The sequence below is a fragment of the Kribbella sp. NPDC049227 genome (assembly GCF_043197265.1).
Lineage (GTDB): Bacteria > Actinomycetota > Actinomycetes > Propionibacteriales > Kribbellaceae > Kribbella.
In genome coordinates, this window is sequence record NZ_JBICST010000004.1 from 373,343 (window position 1) to 390,294 (window position 16,952).

Sequence of the window (16,952 nt, forward strand, 5' to 3'; positions counted from 1 at the left end):
CCTACCGTCGAGGCATGCCCCTCCTCGCCGGCTTTGCCACGTCCTTGTCGCTGATCGTCGCGATCGGCGCCCAGAACGCCTTCGTGCTGCGCCAGGGCCTGCGCCGTGAGCACGTCCTGCCGGTGGTCCTCACCTGCGCGTTGTCCGACGCGCTGCTGATCTCCGGCGGCATCGCGGGTCTCGGAGCCCTTCTCACGCGCAGCCAGCCGGCCCTCGAGGTGGCGAAGTACGGCGGCGCCGCCTTCCTCTACCTGTACGCCGCCTTCGCCCTGAAGCGAGCCTTCAACCCCGGCTCCATCAGCCCCGCCGACCACGCCCCCACCGCACTCCACAGCGTCGTACTGACCTGCCTCGCCTTCACCTACCTCAACCCCCACGTCTACCTCGACACCGTCGTCCTCCTCGGCTCCCTCGCCAACCAGCGCGGCCCCGACGGCCGCTGGTTCTACGGCCTCGGCGCCGTCACCGCCAGCTTCACGTGGTTCTTCTCTCTCGGCTTCTTCTCCCGCACCCTCACCCCCGTCTTCACCCGCCCCCGAGCCTGGCAGTACCTCGACACCGCCATCGCCCTCCTGATGGCAACCCTCGCCACCTGGCTCCTCCTCCCCTGAGGACGCAACCGTTCCCGGCGCGCGGCCGGGGAGACGATGGTCAACGCGTATCTGTTCCGCTGACCCCCTCGTTGCGGTACTTCTGCGGGGAGGAGGGGATCGAGCGTGGACGTGACCGTCTTGTGCGATGCGGTGGCGGTGTTTCCCGAGAGCGTGCCGGATGCGTTGCCTGGTTGGGGGAAGGAGCACGCCGCGTGGACTGCGGACGTGATGCCGGGCAACGTGTCGGGCAGCGGGTGGCTCCTGCACTTCCACAGCTACTTGGTGACTGGCGATGCCGGGGTGGTGCTGGTGGATGCCGGAGTCGGGCCGGCTGGTGGCGAGGCGGCTGAGTGGTTGGGGGTGGCTGGGCGGTTGCCGGGGCTGCTGGAGTCGGCCGGGGTGGGTGTGGATGACGTTGACGCGGTGGTGTTGACGCATGTGCATCTGGATCACGTGGGGTGGAGTGCGGAGGGGTCGGCGCCGCGGTTCCCACGGGCGGAGTACGTCGTACAGCGCGATGAGCTGGAGCATGTGCGCGGCGGGGCGACGTACGAGCGGATGATCCGGCCGGTGGTGGAGGCGGGTCAGTTGCGGATGGTGGACGGTGAGGTGGGGATGCGGGGGATGCGGCTGGTGCCGACTCCGGGGCATACGCCCGGGCATCAGTCGGTGGTGACCGAGCGGGCCGTGCTCGGGGGTGACGTGCTGGTGCATCCGGCGCAGGCGCGGTGGCCCGAGCTCACCTACGTGTACGAGCGTGATCCGGCGCAAGCAGTCACATCACGCCGGGAGGTGCTCGCGTTGGCGGCCGCGTCGGGGATCCCGATCGCGGCCGCGCATCCGCATGCGGCGCTGTCCGGCGAGGTGCGTCCGATGGCGACGCCTGGTGACGGCAGTGCGGTCTGCCCGCCGTACAAGCTCTAGCGGTAGCCGGTGGTGTCCGCCGGCTTGCCGGGGTCCTGGACCTCGACGATGTAGCGCCACGCGTCCGGGCGACTCCCGTCCAGGTCGGTGAATCCGTAGACCTGCGCGAGTTCACCGCTGGACGTGGACTTCCCGTTCCAGCGGCGTACGTCGGGGTCCGCCGCCAGCGCGGCCACCGCGCGGCCGACGTACGACGGGCTCTCGGAGATCGCGAAGTGCGGGATCCGCTCGGTCGCCTCGCGCCAGGTCTCCTCGGTGACGCCGAAGCCCTCCAGCATCGCCTCGGATCGAAGCCACCCGGGCGTCAGCAGTACGGCGGTCGCCTCGTACTTGTCGAGTTCGTGCGCGAGGGCGAACGCCATCCGGCCGACCGCACCCTTGGCGACGTCGTAGAAGAACGACACCCGGTACGTGTGCGCGTTGTAGTCGTTGGTGCCGTCGGTCATCTCGATGACGAGGCCACCGGGTGACTTGATCAGCAGCGGCAGCGCGTAGTGGCTGGTGATCACGTGCGTGTCGATGCCGAGCCGCAGCAGCCGCAGGCCGTCGTCGAGGTTGCTCTCCCAGACCGTCTTGTCCCATTCGGGTTCGCCGTGCTGACCCCAGATGTCGTTGACCAGGATGTGCAGCGCGCCCTGCTCACCCTCGATCCGGTCGATCAGATCGCGCACCTGCTCAGGGACGAGATGGTCGACGGGTACGGCGATGCCGTGGCCGCCGGCCTGGTCGACGAGCTCCGCGGTGTCCTCGATCGTCTCCGGCCGGTTCATCTCGGAGCGACCGGCCCGCGTGGTCCGGCCGGTCACGTACACGGTCGCGCCGGCCGCGCCGAGCTGGACCGCGATCCCCCGCCCGGCCGCCCGGGTCGCCCCGGTCACCAGCGCCACCTTGCCCGCCAACGGCTTCATCCGCCCGCCTCCTTCTTCCATACGCTGTATGATTATGTATCATACGACGTATGGTTAACGCGGGCAAGCGGTCCGGACGGCCTCGTGCCGGGGAGGAACGGCTGAGCCGCGAGGCGATCCTGACCGCGGCCCTGCGGATCGTGGACGACGAGGGGATCGACGCGCTGACGATGCGGCGGCTGGCCGCGACCCTCGAGGTCAACCCGATGTCGCTGTACCACCACCTGCCGAACAAGGCGGCCGTGCTGGCCGGGTTGGCGGAGCTGGTCTTCGCGGGACTCGAGCAACCCGATCCCGGTGATTCCGTGCCGTGGGACGAGCAACTGAAGGACGCCGCCCGGGGCTATCGCAACGCTCTCCGCGCGCACCCGAACCTCGCGCTCCAGGTGCTGTCGGACACGTCCGCGGTGTCGGCGGTCGTGGTGGTGGTCGTGGAGCCGTTCTACCGCGCGCTCGACCGGGCGGGGCTGTCACCGCGGCAGATCTTCGAGGCCGCGAACACCCTGGTCGACTTCATCCACGGCTTCTCGCTCGGCGAGGCGTCGGTCCGCACGGAGAACTTCGACCTCGCGCCCGATCTGATCACCCGCGTTGAGCGGTTGCCCGCCGGCAAGGCGCCCGTACTCGCGCGGGTCGTCGGTGAGCTCGGCCCCGAGGGTCTCGCCTACGACTTCGACAGCGGGTTCGAGTCCGGGCTGGCCACGCTGACGGCGGGCATCGCCGCCACCCGTCGCCGGTAGCGCGAGATCGCCACGCCGATCAGACACAGGACACCGCCGAGGTAGGCCAGCGGTGCAGGGCTCTCGTCGAGCAGGAGCCAGCCGAGGAAGATCGTCAGCGGCGGGACCAGGTACGTCGTGGCGCCCATCCGGCCGGCCGTCGTACGAGCCAGCGCATAAGCCCAGGTGGTGAACGCGATCGCGGTCGGGAACGCGCCGAGGAAGACGATCCACCAGATCGTCGACGGTCGCGCGTCGGCGGTCTCCCGCACGAGCGTCGGCGCGAACGGCAGACAGGCGATCGCACCGATCACGCAGGACAGCCAGGTCACCTCCAGCGCGGGCAACCGAGACAGCAGTGGCTTCTGCGAGACCACCGCGATCGCGTACGCCGCCGCAGCCACCAGACACAGCAGGACACCCCGCGTCTCCGCGCTGCCGCTGGACGACGACAGGCCGATCAGGACCACGCCGCCAAAGGCCGCAACGCTGCCGATCACCAACTGACGAGGGAATCCTTCGTGCAGCAGGACACCGGCGAGCAGTGCGACCAGCAATGGACCGATGTTCACCAGCATCGCGGTCGTGCCGGCGTCGAGGCGGCGCTCGGCCTCGTTCAGCGCGAGGTTGTAGAGACCGAACCAGAGCAGACCGCAGACCAGCAGCAGCTTCCAGTCGCCCTTCGCCGGCCAGCGGCGTGGCCGGGTGAACACGAAGACGCCCAGCAGCACGCTGCCGACCAGCAACCTGCCCAGGGACAGGGCGCCCGCCGAGATCTCCTGACCGACATGGCGGATCGCGACGAACGCCGACGCCCACAACACCACCGTCACCGCCGCCGCACCCGCGGCCAGCACACCCTGCTTCCTCATGCACGTGAGACTAGGTCTCTGTCGCTTCGGCGGACACCGAATTGACGGGCGACGGCAGGGCCAGCGGTACGACGAACGCTGTCAGCAGCACCGGCACGGTGAGAGCGGCGACCAGGATCGCCATGCTGAACCAGAGCGAACCGAGCGCGAACCCCGCGAAGACCGCGATCGCGAACACCTCCGAGAAGAAGCCGGAGACCGAGGTGATCGTGGCGCGCGCCGGTCCCGTGATGGAGTCCTGCAGGCGCGCCTCCGAGACCACGATGACCAGTTGCATGACGCCGTACCCGACCGCGATCGGGATGAAGCCCCAGGCCGACCGGCTCAGCGAACCCCAGGCGATCAGCACCGCGGTCACCCCCAGACCGATCGCAAAAGTTGCTTCTGGCAACTTGTACGCCGCTCCCGCCAGCGCGCCGCCGATGGCTTGGGCGGCGACCGTACCGGCGATCAGCAACGGGATCACGCCGGTGGCCGCACCGGCCTCGCGGGCGAGCAACGGAAAGTACTCGTCGAACGCCATGAAGCCCATGAGCACGGCGACCAGGCCGGCCGCCCGGCGCACCGTCCGGCCGGTCAGCACCTCCGTCACACCCGACCGCAGCATGGCCAGGTACGACGCGAACGCTGCGCCCGTCGATTCGGAGCCGTCGTCGGCGGCTGCTTCGGCCGGCGGCGCCTCCGGAAGGGTCAGTGCGACGACGGCCTGAACCAGACAGCTGAGCACACTGAAGACGCCGGCCAAGGTGTAGCCACCGAGCGCGAACAGCGGTGTCGCCAGGGCGGTGGCCGCGAGGTTCGCCAGGAAGGAGGCCGACCTGGCCCGACCGAGCAGACTCGCGTAGCGGCCAGCGCGGTCCCGAGCGACCAGTTCGTCGTACACGAAGGCTTCGAAGGTGCCGGAGATCAGAGCCGAGGATGTCCCCCACAGCACGAATCCCAGGGCGAAGCCGGCGAACGACGGCAGCGTGATCCAGGCGGCGTACCCGAGCCCGCTGATCAGCGCACCGAGCACCAGCAGCTTGCGCCGCGAGTACGTGTCCGCCCAGGCGCCCGACGGCACCTCGAGCACGAACCCGGTCGTCGACCAGATGACGAACAGCGTCGAGATCTGGGCAGCCGACAGGCCGTGATCGGCGAACAGCAACTGGTACAGCGGATACAGCGGGATGAAGTCCTGCAGCGCCTCGAACGCGACAATGCGCGCCGAGAGACTGGTCGGCAGGCGGTCGGGGCGGTCAGTGCGTCAAAGATGCGGGCTCGTGAATCTCATGTCTTGAAAGATACGGCGAAATCACCGCGCCGGGCAGGTCATTTCTGCGAGCTGTGGACAACCGCCGCGCAAAATGAGGAGCGGTCCGGGACACGGGTCCGTCAGAGTAGAGCGATGGGAGATGTCAGCGAACGGTTCTGGGCGAAGCTGCCGGATGGCAGCCGGGACGCCCTCGTCGACGGGCTGAGCCAGTCCGAACTGCAGTCGGTCCTGCTGGACGTGAACCGCCGGCGAGCCGCCAAGGTGACGCCGGCCCGCCTGCTGCAGCGGTGGCAGCAGGACCGGTTCGTGCGACCGGGGCCTGCCGACCCCCGGCAGCTGGTGAAGACCCAGCAGCGCCTGTGGGAGCGCCTGCCGGCCCGGTTCGAGGGCATCGAGCTGTCCCCGGTCACTCCGCTCGGCACGTGTTCCGCGATGTCGACCATCAACCAGAACCAGGTCGTCAGCACGATCCGCGGTACCGAGGTCGCCAGCGACCCGACGAACGAGCTCGCGATCGAGGCCGCCGTACGACGTCGTGCCGGGCAGGCCCGGGTGGACCTGGCCGCGTGCCAGCGGGTGCTGCGCGCGCAGCCGTTCGAGGGGCCGGGCATGTTCGCGCACTTCCAGCTGTTCGTGCTGGTCTCGAGTGCGCGGGACACCGGTTCGGGCCGGACCGAGGCCGAGCTGCTGATCGACCACCTGCGGTTCTGGCACGACGTACTGGGTGACACGGCCGATCTCAGCTTCACCATGTTCAGGCCGTCCGCGGTGCGCGAGCGGATCGACGACACGGTCCGGCCGGCGCTGAAGATCAGCCTCACCGAGGACACCGAGCGGACGAAGAGCGAGAACTACTACTCCGGTACGGCGCTCGGCATCGGCTGCGACGGAGAGGGCCTGGGTGATGGCGGCTTCACCACCTGGACCGCGGACCTGCTCGGCGACCAGAAGGAGCGCTGCCTGACGTCGTGCGTGTCCACCGAGCGCCTGACCGCGATCAGCCCCGCAGCTTGAGCAGACCTGCATCCGTCGGGCGGAACCCGCACGCGTCCAGGTAGAAGGCCGTCAGGTGTGGCTCGAAGTCGACGTGGAGCCATTCACACCCGGCGGCCTTCGCCTCCGCGGCGGCGGTCAGCACCAACTGCTTGCCGATTCCTTGCCGACCGTGCTCCGGATGGACGGCGGTGTCCAGCACGAACGCGTGAGCGCCGCCGTCCCAGCACACCTGCACGAATCCGACCAGCTGGTCGTTGCTGAAGGCCCCTACCCAGGTGAGGGCGTGCCGCTCCAGCCGTGCGGCCCACGGCTGCACGGTGACCTCACTCCCGAAGGCGAGAGCGTGCAGGGTCGACAACTCCTGATCGTCGACCGGAAACCGCACCACGTAGCGTGCAGTCACACGCGACCCCGTGCGAGCAGCGCAGCGGCCGATTCAAGGCGGGCGTTCCAGCCAGCGGCGGGCTCCGAGCCGTCCGGGTAGTCCGCCATCGTGAGGTAGCCCTGGACCATCGTCGACGGCATGGCCTCTGCCAGGCCATGGCTCGTCCCGTAGGCGTCCACCGCCTCAGTCCAGCGCTCGGGCTCCACCGACGACAGCAGGAACCACGCCAGGTCGAGCGCACCCGGCGCCGCTGACACGTCCTCCCAGTCCAGGAACGCAACCACGCCGTCCGGTGCGGTCCGCAGGTTCTGAGCCGATGCATCGCCGTGGACCAGCGTGAGCTCACCGGCTTGCGCGACATCGCGCTCAGCGTCAAGGACGTGACCCACCAGCCGCTCCCCCGCCTCACGCACCGGCGCGGACAGATCCGAGCGCGTAGCCAGTCTGGGCCAGGTCCGATCGAACAGGGCTGCCACCAGGTCCGCACCGGCTTCGAGTGGCCGCAGCCACGGCCACTCCAAGTGCGCACGACCGATCCACCGGTCGTGCAGGTCACGCAGAGCCTTGGCACCCGCCACAGGCTCGGCGCCGGGCTCCCAGGCGGAGAGGTCCTCCAGCACCAGCAGCGTCCCCTCGGCGTTCGCCTCGGACTCGTAGCAGGCAGGCACCCGGACGCCGACGACCGGCGCAATCTCCCGATAGAACCGGACCTCGGATTCGAAGATGTTCAGGACCGCGGGGATCGACCCCGGTTCCGCCGGTGACCGGCGCTTCACATGGTTCGGCACCACGTCAGGCTAGGCGGGATCGTCCCCGGCCGAACCTGAATTAGTGCGCCGCCTCCGTGCTGATCAGGACGACTGTGCTGTCGGGCCGCAGATCCAGGTTCTCTCGGGCCGCACGGAGTCCGGCCAGGGTGGCGGCTCCGCTCGGGCCGGACGAGATGCCGGCTCCGCGCAGGTCAGCTACTGCTTGCAGGGCGGCATCGTCGTCGACTGTCACCGCGTAGTCGAGGCCTGCACGTAGTACGGGCCAAGCGAGGGTTGACGCCGTACCGCAGTTCAGGCCGGCCATCACTGTCTTGCCGGTCGGCACCGTGACCAGCTCACCAGCCAGCAGACTGGTGGTGACGCAGGATGCGCTGGCCGGCTCCACACCGAGCACAGCCGTAGTTGACGAGCCACTGCGGTAGTGTGTGACCGCTGCCTGGGCGATCGACCCGACGCCCATCGGTACGACGACCAGATCGGGCTCGACCTCGATCTCGCGGAACAGCGTCGAGTACCCGTCGACCACGTGCTGGGGCACATCCTCGTACCCGGGCCACGCAGAGTCCTGGATCAGCAGCCGCTCAGCTCCCGCGTACGCCGCCGCCTCGGCGACCGCGGCGTCGTACGAGTCAGGTACGACGGTCACGGTCGCACCCTCGGCGCGGATCGCGTCGATCGCCTTGTCGCTCACCACGTCCGGTACGAACACATGTGACGGCAGACCGAGCATGGCGGCCCGCCGCGCGACGGCCCGGCCGTGGTTGCCGTCGGTCGCGGTGACGAGCTCCACCGGACCAGGGCGCTCCTGCAACGCACGGTGGATCGCCCACCACGCGCCGAGCGCCTTGAACGCGGGCAGGCCGAGCCGCTGCGACTCGTCCTTCACGAGAACCTGTCCGACCCCCAGCTCCGACGCCAGTGCGGGGACCGGCGTCAGCGGAGTCGGACGGTAGCCGGGCAGGCTCTGGTGGAACGCCTGCACCTCAGCCGGTGCAGGCGTCGTACGCCAGGCCTGGGCAGACGCGTTGCTGTACCAGCGCACCAACTAGGCGACCAGTGCGAATGCCTGTGCCGTGCTGTAGTAGGCCTGCGGGGACGAGGTGATGCGCTGCGGGCTGGACTGCTCGACCCGGATCGCCGCCGTCTGCAGGCGGACCGGCAGCGTGGACCGGACCACCGTGGCCAGGTCGAACTGCACCTCGGCGAGCAGGTCGGACAGATCGAGGTCGAGTGCCCGGCAGATCGCGGCGAGGATCTCCGAGGAGGGCTCCTTGCGGCCGCGCTCGATCTCGGACAGGTACGGCACCGACACCTGGGCCAGCTCGGCGAGCTCACGCAGGGTGATGCCCCGCTCGCGCCGCAACCGGCGGAAGACGTTCCCTATCACCTGGCGTAGCAACACGTCGTGGCCCTCCTCGCATCATGAAGTCCTGTAACGAGTGTGCCATCTCGCCGAGGTCTGCGGCGGGCAGATCTGCCACGGGCAGATTCCGGCCCGGTTCCGGCCGGTTCGCCGCAGGCTGGACGCATGAGTCAGTTTCAGCTTCCGAACAACCTGGACAGCCACATCTACGAGCGGCTGCTGTGGCAGCGCATCCTCGTCCTCGGGGACGAGATCAAGGACGAGAACGCCAACGCGCTGTGCGCCCAGCTGATCCTGCTGAACGCCGAGGATCCGAAGGCTGACATCTCGCTCTACATCAACTCGCCCGGCGGCTCGGTCTCGGCCGGGCTGGCGATCCTGGACACGATGAACTTCATCACCAACGACGTCGCGACGTACGCGATGGGGATGGTCGCGTCGATGGGTCAGGTGCTGCTGACCTGCGGTACGCCGGGGAAGCGGTACGCCCTGCCGCACGCGCGGATCATGATGCACCAGCCGACCGGGGGAATGGGCGGTACGGCGAGCGACATCAAGACCCAGGCGGAGCAGGCGATCAAGGCCCGGGAGGACCTGGCGCGGCTGATCTCCGACCGGACCGGGCAGCCGCTACCCCGGATCGAGGCCGACTTCGACCGCGACCGCTGGTTCACTCCAACCGCCGCCCGCGACTACGGAATCATCGACCGAGTGCTCACGCGTCCGACCCCTGTTCCGGCCTGACGGCGGAACAGGAGAGTGAAAGACGAGCCCAGGTCAGGGTGGGTGTGGGTCAGGTGGGGGTGGTGGCTAGGGCCTGGGCCAGGTCGGCGGTGAGATCCTCGGGATCCTCCAGTCCCAGGCTCAGGCGGAGGAGGCCATCGCTCGGCTTCGCCTCGGGTGTGACCAAGCGGTGGGTGAGCGCGGCCGGGTGCTGAATGAGGGTGTCGACGCCGCCCAGCGACACCGCGTGAGTGATCAGCTTGAGAGCGCCGGCGACACGGGCCGCCGGCTCGTAGCCGCCGGCGAGCGTGAACGCCAGGACGGCGCCTGGACCGGATTGCTGGCGGCCGATCAGTTCTTGGGGATCGGACAGGCCGGGGTAGTGGACCTTCTCGATGGCGGGCTGGGCGGTGAGCCAGTCCGCCACCTTGATGGCGGTCGCCTGCTGCGCCCGCACTCGCACCGGCAGCGTCTGCAGTCCCCTGTGCAGTTCGTACGCCGCCAACGGGTGCAGCAGGCCACCAGTCACTGCGCGGATCTGCCGTAGCCGGCCGATCCACTCCACGCCGGCCGCGACGACGCCACCCATCACGTCGCCGTGCCCGCCGAGGTACTTCGTTGCAGAGTGCAACACCAGGCTTGCCCCGTGCCGAGCCGGCTGCTGCAGCACCGGGGTCGCGAACGTGCTGTCCACCAGCACCGGTACGTCGTCCGCCTGCCGGACCACCGCTGCGATGTCCACCAGCTCCACGGTCGGGTTGGCCGGCGTCTCCACGATCACCAGTCCGGTGTCCGGCCGGATCGCCGTACCGATCCCGGTGACGTCGACCCAGCTGACCGTCGTACCCAGAAGGCCTGTGGATAACAGGTGGTCGGAGCCGCCGTACAGCGGGCGTACGGCGACCACGTGCGGTTTGCCGGCCGCGACCGTAGCGAGGAGGCAGGCGGTGAGCGCCGCCATGCCGCTGCCGAACGCGACCGCGCCATCGGTCTGCTCGAGCTCCGCCAGAGCGTTCTCGAAGCGCGCGACGGTCGGGTTCCACAGCCGCTGGTAGACGAGGCTGCCGCCGTCCGGGCCGTTGCCCTGCGCCAGCGCGTCGTACGACGTCCCACCGCTGTCCACATCCGGCAGTGGATAAGTCGTGGACAGGTCGATCGGCGGCACGTGGACGCCGAGGGCGGTCAGGTCGTCGCGGCCGGCGTGGACCGACCGGGTGTCGAGCTGGGTCATCGAGCCTCCTCGGACGCTGGGCGTGACCGAGGATGGAATCTTCTGCAGATCAACCGCAATAGTTCCGAAGAAAATTCATCCACAGGCTCATCCACACGCTGTGGATTCTGTGGAGGAGCCCTACAGTGGTGCCATGCCGAAGGATCGTCGGAGCCCCGGACCGGCGCCGCGGGCCGCGCCCGGATCCGGGCCCGGCGGGCTGGACGAGGTGGATCGGGAGCTGGTCCGGCTGCTCACCGCCGACGGGCGGATGCCGAACAACGCGCTGGCGGAAGCGACCGGGATCGCGCCGTCGACCTGCCTGACCCGCGTACGGTCGCTGCGCGAGCGCGGGGTGATCCGCGGCTTCCACGCCGACGTGGACCTGGCGGCGCTCGGTCAGCCGCTGCAGGCCCTGATCGCGATCCGGATCGGCGCGCACTCGCGGGACGAGATCAACCGCTTCCGCAGCAAAGTCCCGGCGCTACCGGGCGTGCTGTCGCTCTTCCACGTCAGCGGCGCGAACGACTACCTGCTGCACGTGTCCGCGCCCTCGCCGGACGCCCTCCGCGAGTTCGTGCTGGATCACCTGACCGCCGACCCTGCGGTTGTGCACGCCGAAACCAGCCTGATCTTCGAACACGTCCGCGGGACCGGCTGACTCAGCGGGGCTTCAGGCCCCAGGCGGTCGCGAGGAGGTCGAACGAGTGGCGGCGTTCGGCGGGGTCGTGGATGTTCGTGGTGATGATGAGTTCGTCGGCACCGGCGGAGGTGGCCCGGCGGGAGAGGTCGGCGGCGACCTGGTCGGGCGTGCCGACCGAGACGAGCCCGGCCCACTCCTCGACCGCGGCGAGCTCGGCGTCCGACCACGGGTAGGCCTCGGCCTCCTCCGGCGAGGGCAGCGGACCTGGTCGGCCGGAGCGGAGCCGGAGCATGGAGAGCGCGTTGGCCCGCGCCAGTTGCTGTGCGCGCTCCTCGGTGCCGGCCACGATCGCGGCCAGGGCGAGGATGGCGTGCGGCTCGGTCTGCTGGTCCGACGGCTGGAACATCTCCCGGTACGACGCGATCACGCCGGCCGGATCCAGAGTCCCGAAGTGACCGGCGTACGCGAACCCGGTCCCCAGTGCCGCCGCGGCCTGACCGCCGTACGTGCTGGAGCCGAGGATCCACACGGGCGGCAGCGGTACGTCGCTCGGTTGCGCGGAGATCGGCGCGAACGGATGGCCGGCCGGGAAGCCCTCGGCGTACGCGCGCAGCTCGGCGTACTGCTCGGGGAAGTCGTCGGCGCCGAGCGCCTCGCGGCTGCGGCGGAGCGCGAGCGCGGTGCGCTGGTCGGTCCCGGGCGCGCGGCCGATGCCGAGGTCGATGCGATCGGGGTACAGACCGGCCAGGACGCGGAACGTCTCGGCGACCTTGAGCGGTGAGTGGTTCGGCAGCATGATGCCGCCGGAGCCGACGCGGATGGTGGAGGTGGCCGCGGCGACGGCCGCGATCATCACCTCCGGGCTCGTGCTGACCACGCTCGGGATGTTGTGGTGCTCCGCCAGCCAGAAGCGGTGGTACCCGGCGGCCTCAGCGGTGCGCGCGAGTTCGAGCGTCTCGTGCAGCGCCTGCGACGGTCGCGATCCCGTCGGTACCGGCGAAAGGTCGAGCACGGACAGGGGCATCGGTTCGGAGCTCACCTCAGGTCGCAACCGCCGGGTCTCGCCTGCTATTCCACCCCCGCCCATCCCCGTTTGCTGGGTTCACCCATCGGAGGGCGGGTTGGCCAGCTGCGTGCAGGTGGCCAACCTCTGAGCTGCTGGGTGGACCCACCAGACGGGGAGGTACTGCGACGCGGGAGTGGGAGGGAGGTCAGGCTGGGTACGGCGTGTCTGCGCGGGCGTCACGTAGACATCGGGACCACCAAGCCAGCTGCCGGAGCAGCGCGGACGCGGCAGCCGGGGTGGTCGCGTCCGTGGGTTCGCCGGCCAGGGTGAAGTCGGCCTCGTGGAAACCCAGCGAGTCGCGGATCGTCACCGCATGAAGTTCGGCGAAGACCAGTCGCAGCTGCTCGGCGGCGCGCAGTCCGCCCGATCGGCCGCCGTACACGACGAAGGCGATCGGCTTGGCGTACCAGGGCCGGCGAACCGCGTCGATCGCGACCTTCAGGTCGCCTGGGTACGCGTGGTTGTACTCGGCCGCGACGATCACGACAGCGTCCGCGTCCTCGATCCGCCGCGGCAGTTCGGTGAGCGGTACGGCGCTGAGGTCGATCAGGTCGAGCTTGAACTCGTCGGTGCGCTCGACCTCGCGCGCGAACCACCGCGTGACCAGTGTCCCGAACCGCCCGGCGTCCACGTTGCGCGTGAGCAGCGCGAGCCGCAGCGGATGAACAGTCACGTCGAGGACGCTAATACCTCAACTTGACTTGAGGTCAAGCTCCGCTCAGTCCTTGGAAGGGGGTGGCGCGGGCGGACTGCTGGACGGCAGGCCCGACTTGGCGGCGCGCATGAGTCCCTCCGACTCGGACTCGGCGCGCACTCCCGACTCGGCCTGCTTGGCACCAGACGGTTCAGCGGGCAACGACTCCGCCGTGAGGACGCCGACGGTCTGCCAAGCCTCCGTGACCGCGGCGAGCTGGCTGGAGTCGTCGCCGAAGAGCTCGCTCGCGGCCGCCTGGGTGGCCGCTGCGAAGTCGGCGAAGGTCGCCGTCTCGGAGAGCGTGCCGGATGTCAGCGCGGAGTACCAGATCTTGCCGGCGTCGTCGTACGCGTTGCCTCCGATCGCCGCAGCGGTCAGGTAGAACGCCCGGTTCGGGATCCCCGAGTTGATGTGTACGCCGCCGTTGTCGTCCTCGGTCTCGACGTAGTCCGACATGTGAGCCGGCTGCGGATCGCGGCCGAGCCGCGGGTCGTCGTACGCGGTGCCGGGTGCCTTCATCGAGCGCAGCGCCACACCCTGCACGCCCGGCCGGAACAGCCCGGCGCCGATCAGCCAGTCGGCCTCCTCGGTGCTCTGGCCGAGGTTGTGCTGCTTCGCGAGCGAGCCGAACACGTCGGAGATGCTCTCGTTCAGCGCGCCCGACTGCCCCTCGTACGCGAGGTTCGCGGTGTACTGCGTGACGCCGTGGGTCAACTCGTGCCCGGTGACGTCGACCGACTCGGTGAATCCGCCGAAGATCTCACCGTCGCCGTCACCGAAGACCATCTGCGCGCCGTCCCAGAACGCGTTCGCATAGCCGCGGTCGTAGTGCACCGACGACGTCAGCGCCAGCCCGGCGCCGTCGATCGAGTCACGGCCGAAGCACTCGCTGAACATCCTCCACGTCGCGCCGGTCCCGTCGTACGCCTGGTTCACCGACTCGTCCTGGACCGGATCCTCGCCCTCGGCACGCGCCGGCGTACCCGGCAGGTCCGTCCGGTGCTCCGCGTCGTACACGGCGCGTTGCGGTCCGCCCGCATCGGTTGCAGGCTCGGCGGCAGCGGCTCCAGCCGCCGGGCGTGTTCGCAGTACGGCGTCGTGCTGCAGCGACTGGCGAAAGCGGGCGCGGAGGCTGGGGTCGTCCACGGCTTGCTCGAGCTGCTCGAGCAGGTACGGCGGGACGATGGAGTGGAACACCATCCTCCGATCGTGCCCGACCGGCCGATCCGGGGACAGGGGACGGGCCGGAAAAACTGCGGCAGTACAAAAACGCCGGGAAGGAGGATAAACTCAAGGATTTGTATGGCTGCTACCAGAGAATGCGTCAGAAATGACCTCTGGGAACCAACGCGCGTAGTTTATCACAAGGGGATGGAATTGCCGAATCCGGTGCAGGCCGAACAGGGTCACCTGACGACGTTCTACGCCGCGCTCGACACCGAGCGCGAGCGGGCCGAGGAGCGCAAGCAGGACGAGCAACTGGTCCAGACCCGCAACGCTCAGGCACTCCACCAGCGCGACGGCCGGATCCGCGACCTGAACGCGCGGCTGGCCCGGCTGAACGCGGCCGAGGAGGGGCTGTACTTCGGCCGGCTGGACGCGGCCGACGGTGAGATCCTGCACCTCGGCCGGATCGGGTTGCACGACGACGACTACGAATCCCTGCTGGTCGACTGGCGTGCGCCCGCGGCCCGGCCGTTCTACATCGCGACCGCGGTGGCGAATGAGGGCATTGTCCGGCGCCGGCACATCCAGACCCGGCTGCGCAAGGTGGTCGACGTCCAGGACGAGCAACTCGACCTGGGCCGGACCGCGGCCGATGCGTCCAAGCCCGGCACCGGCGTGATCGGCGAGGCCGTCCTGCTGAAGGCGCTGGACGCGCGGCGGACCGGCCAGATGGAGTCGATCGTGCAGACGATCCAGGCCGACCAGGACCGGATCATCCGCTCCGAGCTGCCCGGAATCCTGGTCGTCCAGGGCGGTCCCGGCACCGGCAAGACCGCGATCGCGCTGCACCGCGCGGCATTTCTCCTTTACACCCACCGTGAACAACTGGAAAAGCGCGGAATTCTGGTGGTCGGGCCGAATGCGGCGTTCCTGCACTTCATCGGTCAGGTGCTGCCGTCGCTCGGCGAGGACGGCGTCCGCCTGGTCACCGTCGCCGAGCTGTACCCGGGCCTGACCGCGACCCGCCCGGAGACGGCCGAGAGCGCCGAGGTGAAGGGCCGCCCGGTGATGGCCGACGTGATCGCGAAGGCGGTCGACGACCGGGAGTGGATCCCGGAGCGCCCCGTCCACGTCACCGTCGACCGGACCGTACTTCGGCTCGATCCGACGGTGTGCCTGGAGATCCGCGAGCGGGCTCGCGCCCGGAACCTCACCCACAACCAAGCCCGTCCGTTCTTCCTGACCGAGATGGTCGACCACCTGACGAATCAGTACGCCGACCTGGTCGCCACCGACCCGTACGACGGGGAGAACCTGCTCGACGAGTACGAGCTGTCCGAGCTGCGCAAGGAGGTCCTGGCCGAGCCGGCAGTCCAGGCGCTGCTCGATCAGCTCTGGCCACTCCTCAGCCCACAGAAGCTGCTCGAGGACCTGTACGGCGACGAGGACCGTCTGGCGTTGGCCGCGCCGCAACTGAGCGGGCTCGAGCGCGAGCATCTGCTGCGCTACGGCGCCGACTGGAGTCCGTCCGACGTACCGCTGCTCGACGAGGCCGCCGAGTTGCTCGGCGATGACGGGACCGAGGCGGCGCGCGAACGGGCGGCTCGGGCGCGGGCGATCTCTTACGCGCAAGGAGCACTGGACGTTCTCAGCGGCTCGGGGTCCACCGACTTCGACGAGGACGACGATGCGGAGATCCTGACCGCGAAGGACATCCTCGACGCCGAGGCGCTGGCCGAACGCTACGAGGCGGACGACGACCGCACGCTCGCGGACCGGGCCGCGGCGGACCGGCGCTGGACGTACGGGCACGTGATCGTGGACGAGGCGCAGGAGCTCTCACCGATGGCGTGGCGCGCGATCGCGCGCCGCTGCCCGCTGCGTTCGATGACCGTGGTCGGCGACGTCGCCCAGACCGGGTCGATCGGCGGCGGAACGAGTTGGTCGGCCGCGCTCGGCGAGACGTTCGGCGATCGCTGGCGGCTGGCCGAGCTGACGCTCAACTACCGCACGCCGGCCGAGGTGATGGACCTGGCCAGTGACGTCCTGCACGAGGTCGACCCGTCGGCGAAGGCGCCGCAGTCGGTGCGCTCGACCGACGTGAAACCGTGGCACGCCGACATCCCGGCGTCGGACCAGGCCATGTACGTCCACAAGGTCGCGGCCGAGGAGTCGGCGTACGGGCAGGTCGGGATCATCACGTCGCGCAGCCGGCTCGAGCTCGTCCAGGAAGCGGTCGCCGACCTCGACGTGATCGTTCTGAGTGCTCGCGAAGCCAAGGGCCTCGAGTTCGACTCGGTCCTGGTCGTCGACCCCGACGGCATCGTGATCGAGTCCCCGCGTGGTCTGCGTGACCTGTACGTCGCGCTCACCCGGTGCACCCAGCGACTGGGGGTCATCGGCGAGCTTCCCGACGTACTGCGGGATTCCGGCGCGTGGGACGTGCGGCGCTGAGCCCGGTCAGTTCTTCTTGGGGTGGCGGCCGAACAGCCGCGCCAAGTTGAGGTCGTAGCCCCAGCCGAGCAGCTTCGGCGTGAACAGCCGCGGCTCGTCGGGATTCCACCATCGTGACCTCGTGCGGTCCAGCGTCGGGCGGCGCCAGTCGTACGGGATGCCCAGGAACTTGCCTGTCCTATCGCCCATACTCCGACGGTAGCTCGCCGT

The 16,952-nt window shown here is 69.5% G+C and carries 19 protein-coding genes; 7 read left to right on the forward strand and 12 right to left on the reverse strand.

The features are described from left to right. Positions 1-14 precede the first annotated feature (14 nt). Both ACGFH6_RS19530 and ACGFH6_RS19535 read left to right on the forward strand, forming a co-directional pair. Positions 15-611, forward strand: coding sequence for a LysE/ArgO family amino acid transporter (locus ACGFH6_RS19530; RefSeq protein ID WP_393385483.1), 597 nt, complete (start codon positions 15-17; stop codon positions 609-611). A gap of 105 nt (positions 612-716) precedes the next feature. Then, positions 717-1,517 carry an MBL fold metallo-hydrolase gene (locus ACGFH6_RS19535; RefSeq protein ID WP_393385485.1) on the forward strand — a complete coding sequence of 267 codons (801 nt, stop codon included), beginning with the start codon at positions 717-719 and terminating at the stop codon, positions 1,515-1,517. On the opposite strand, the gene ACGFH6_RS19540 is transcribed toward ACGFH6_RS19535, so the two are convergent. Further along, the gene (locus ACGFH6_RS19540) at positions 1,514-2,425 is read right to left on the reverse strand and encodes an SDR family oxidoreductase (RefSeq protein ID WP_393385487.1); all 912 of its coding nucleotides are present in this window, start codon (positions 2,423-2,425) and stop codon (positions 1,514-1,516) included. The genes ACGFH6_RS19535 and ACGFH6_RS19540 overlap by 4 nt on opposite strands. A 50-nt stretch (positions 2,426-2,475) precedes the next feature. Between ACGFH6_RS19540 and ACGFH6_RS19545 the strand changes: the two genes are divergently transcribed. After that, positions 2,476-3,165, forward strand: a complete 690-nt coding sequence (locus tag ACGFH6_RS19545) for a TetR/AcrR family transcriptional regulator C-terminal domain-containing protein (protein ID WP_393385489.1) — start codon at positions 2,476-2,478, stop codon at positions 3,163-3,165. On the opposite strand, the gene ACGFH6_RS19550 is transcribed toward ACGFH6_RS19545, so the two are convergent. Together ACGFH6_RS19550 and ACGFH6_RS19555 are read right to left on the reverse strand one after the other, a co-directional pair. Then, positions 3,090-4,016, reverse strand: a complete 927-nt coding sequence (locus ACGFH6_RS19550; protein ID WP_393385491.1) for a DMT family transporter — start codon at positions 4,014-4,016, stop codon at positions 3,090-3,092. The two genes, ACGFH6_RS19545 and ACGFH6_RS19550, sit on opposite strands and share 76 nt — an antisense overlap. Before the next feature lie 10 nt (positions 4,017-4,026). Beyond that, on the reverse strand, positions 4,027-5,241 hold the full coding sequence (locus ACGFH6_RS19555) for an MFS transporter (protein ID WP_393386726.1): 1,215 nt from the start codon (positions 5,239-5,241) through the stop codon (positions 4,027-4,029). Positions 5,242-5,403: 162 nt separating this feature from the next. Here ACGFH6_RS19555 and ACGFH6_RS19560 point away from each other — a divergent pair, with 162 nt between their 5' ends. Further along, positions 5,404-6,285 carry a hypothetical protein gene (locus ACGFH6_RS19560; protein ID WP_393385493.1) on the forward strand — a complete coding sequence of 294 codons (882 nt, stop codon included), beginning with the start codon at positions 5,404-5,406 and terminating at the stop codon, positions 6,283-6,285. Here ACGFH6_RS19560 and ACGFH6_RS19565 read toward each other — a convergent pair. The 4 genes from ACGFH6_RS19565 to ACGFH6_RS19580 are packed head-to-tail and all read right to left on the reverse strand — an operon-like array spanning position 6,269 to position 8,824. Further along, positions 6,269-6,670: a GNAT family N-acetyltransferase gene (locus ACGFH6_RS19565; protein ID WP_393385495.1), complete on the reverse strand. Its 402-nt coding sequence runs from the start codon at positions 6,668-6,670 to the stop codon at positions 6,269-6,271. The two genes, ACGFH6_RS19560 and ACGFH6_RS19565, sit on opposite strands and share 17 nt — an antisense overlap. Then, positions 6,667-7,440, reverse strand: coding sequence for a phosphotransferase family protein (locus ACGFH6_RS19570; protein WP_393385497.1), 774 nt, complete (start codon positions 7,438-7,440; stop codon positions 6,667-6,669). The genes ACGFH6_RS19565 and ACGFH6_RS19570 overlap by 4 nt, the downstream gene beginning before the upstream one ends. Positions 7,441-7,480: 40 nt before the next feature. Beyond that, on the reverse strand, positions 7,481-8,464 hold the full coding sequence (locus ACGFH6_RS19575) for a pyridoxal-phosphate dependent enzyme (protein WP_393385499.1): 984 nt from the start codon (positions 8,462-8,464) through the stop codon (positions 7,481-7,483). Positions 8,465-8,467: 3 nt separating this feature from the next. Further along, positions 8,468-8,824, reverse strand: a complete 357-nt coding sequence (locus tag ACGFH6_RS19580; protein WP_393385501.1) for a helix-turn-helix domain-containing protein — start codon at positions 8,822-8,824, stop codon at positions 8,468-8,470. 126 nt (positions 8,825-8,950) lie between these two features. Between ACGFH6_RS19580 and ACGFH6_RS19585 the strand changes: the two genes are divergently transcribed. Next, positions 8,951-9,529 carry a ClpP family protease gene (locus ACGFH6_RS19585; RefSeq protein WP_393385503.1) on the forward strand — a complete coding sequence of 193 codons (579 nt, stop codon included), beginning with the start codon at positions 8,951-8,953 and terminating at the stop codon, positions 9,527-9,529. Positions 9,530-9,578: 49 nt separating this feature from the next. Here ACGFH6_RS19585 and ACGFH6_RS19590 read toward each other — a convergent pair whose 3' ends face one another. Next, the gene (locus tag ACGFH6_RS19590; RefSeq protein WP_393385505.1) at positions 9,579-10,739 is read right to left on the reverse strand and encodes a trans-sulfuration enzyme family protein; all 1,161 of its coding nucleotides are present in this window, start codon (positions 10,737-10,739) and stop codon (positions 9,579-9,581) included. A gap of 133 nt (positions 10,740-10,872) precedes the next feature. Here ACGFH6_RS19590 and ACGFH6_RS19595 point away from each other — a divergent pair, with 133 nt between their 5' ends. Beyond that, complete coding sequence (locus ACGFH6_RS19595; protein ID WP_393385507.1) at positions 10,873-11,379, forward strand: Lrp/AsnC family transcriptional regulator; 507 nt, start codon at positions 10,873-10,875, stop codon at positions 11,377-11,379. Between the two features lies 1 nt (position 11,380). Here the strand turns inward: ACGFH6_RS19595 and ACGFH6_RS19600 are convergent, their stop codons facing one another. The 3 genes from ACGFH6_RS19600 to ACGFH6_RS19610 form a co-directional block, all read right to left on the reverse strand. After that, a complete protein-coding gene (locus ACGFH6_RS19600; protein WP_393385509.1) occupies positions 11,381-12,385 on the reverse strand; it encodes an LLM class flavin-dependent oxidoreductase in 1,005 nt (334 codons plus the stop codon). A gap of 187 nt (positions 12,386-12,572) precedes the next feature. Beyond that, positions 12,573-13,100: an NADPH-dependent FMN reductase gene (locus ACGFH6_RS19605; RefSeq protein WP_393385511.1), complete on the reverse strand. Its 528-nt coding sequence runs from the start codon at positions 13,098-13,100 to the stop codon at positions 12,573-12,575. A 45-nt stretch (positions 13,101-13,145) separates the two neighbouring features. Then, the gene (locus ACGFH6_RS19610) at positions 13,146-14,321 is read right to left on the reverse strand and encodes a M4 family metallopeptidase (RefSeq protein WP_393385513.1); all 1,176 of its coding nucleotides are present in this window, start codon (positions 14,319-14,321) and stop codon (positions 13,146-13,148) included. A gap of 171 nt (positions 14,322-14,492) precedes the next feature. Between ACGFH6_RS19610 and ACGFH6_RS19615 the strand changes: the two genes are divergently transcribed. Next, complete coding sequence (locus tag ACGFH6_RS19615; protein ID WP_393385514.1) at positions 14,493-16,742, forward strand: HelD family protein; 2,250 nt, start codon at positions 14,493-14,495, stop codon at positions 16,740-16,742. Positions 16,743-16,748: 6 nt separating this feature from the next. Here the strand turns inward: ACGFH6_RS19615 and ACGFH6_RS19620 are convergent, their stop codons facing one another. Next, entirely contained in the window at positions 16,749-16,931 is a 183-nt protein-coding gene (locus ACGFH6_RS19620; RefSeq protein ID WP_393385516.1) for a DUF5808 domain-containing protein, read from the reverse strand. Positions 16,932-16,952: the final 21 nt, after the last annotated feature.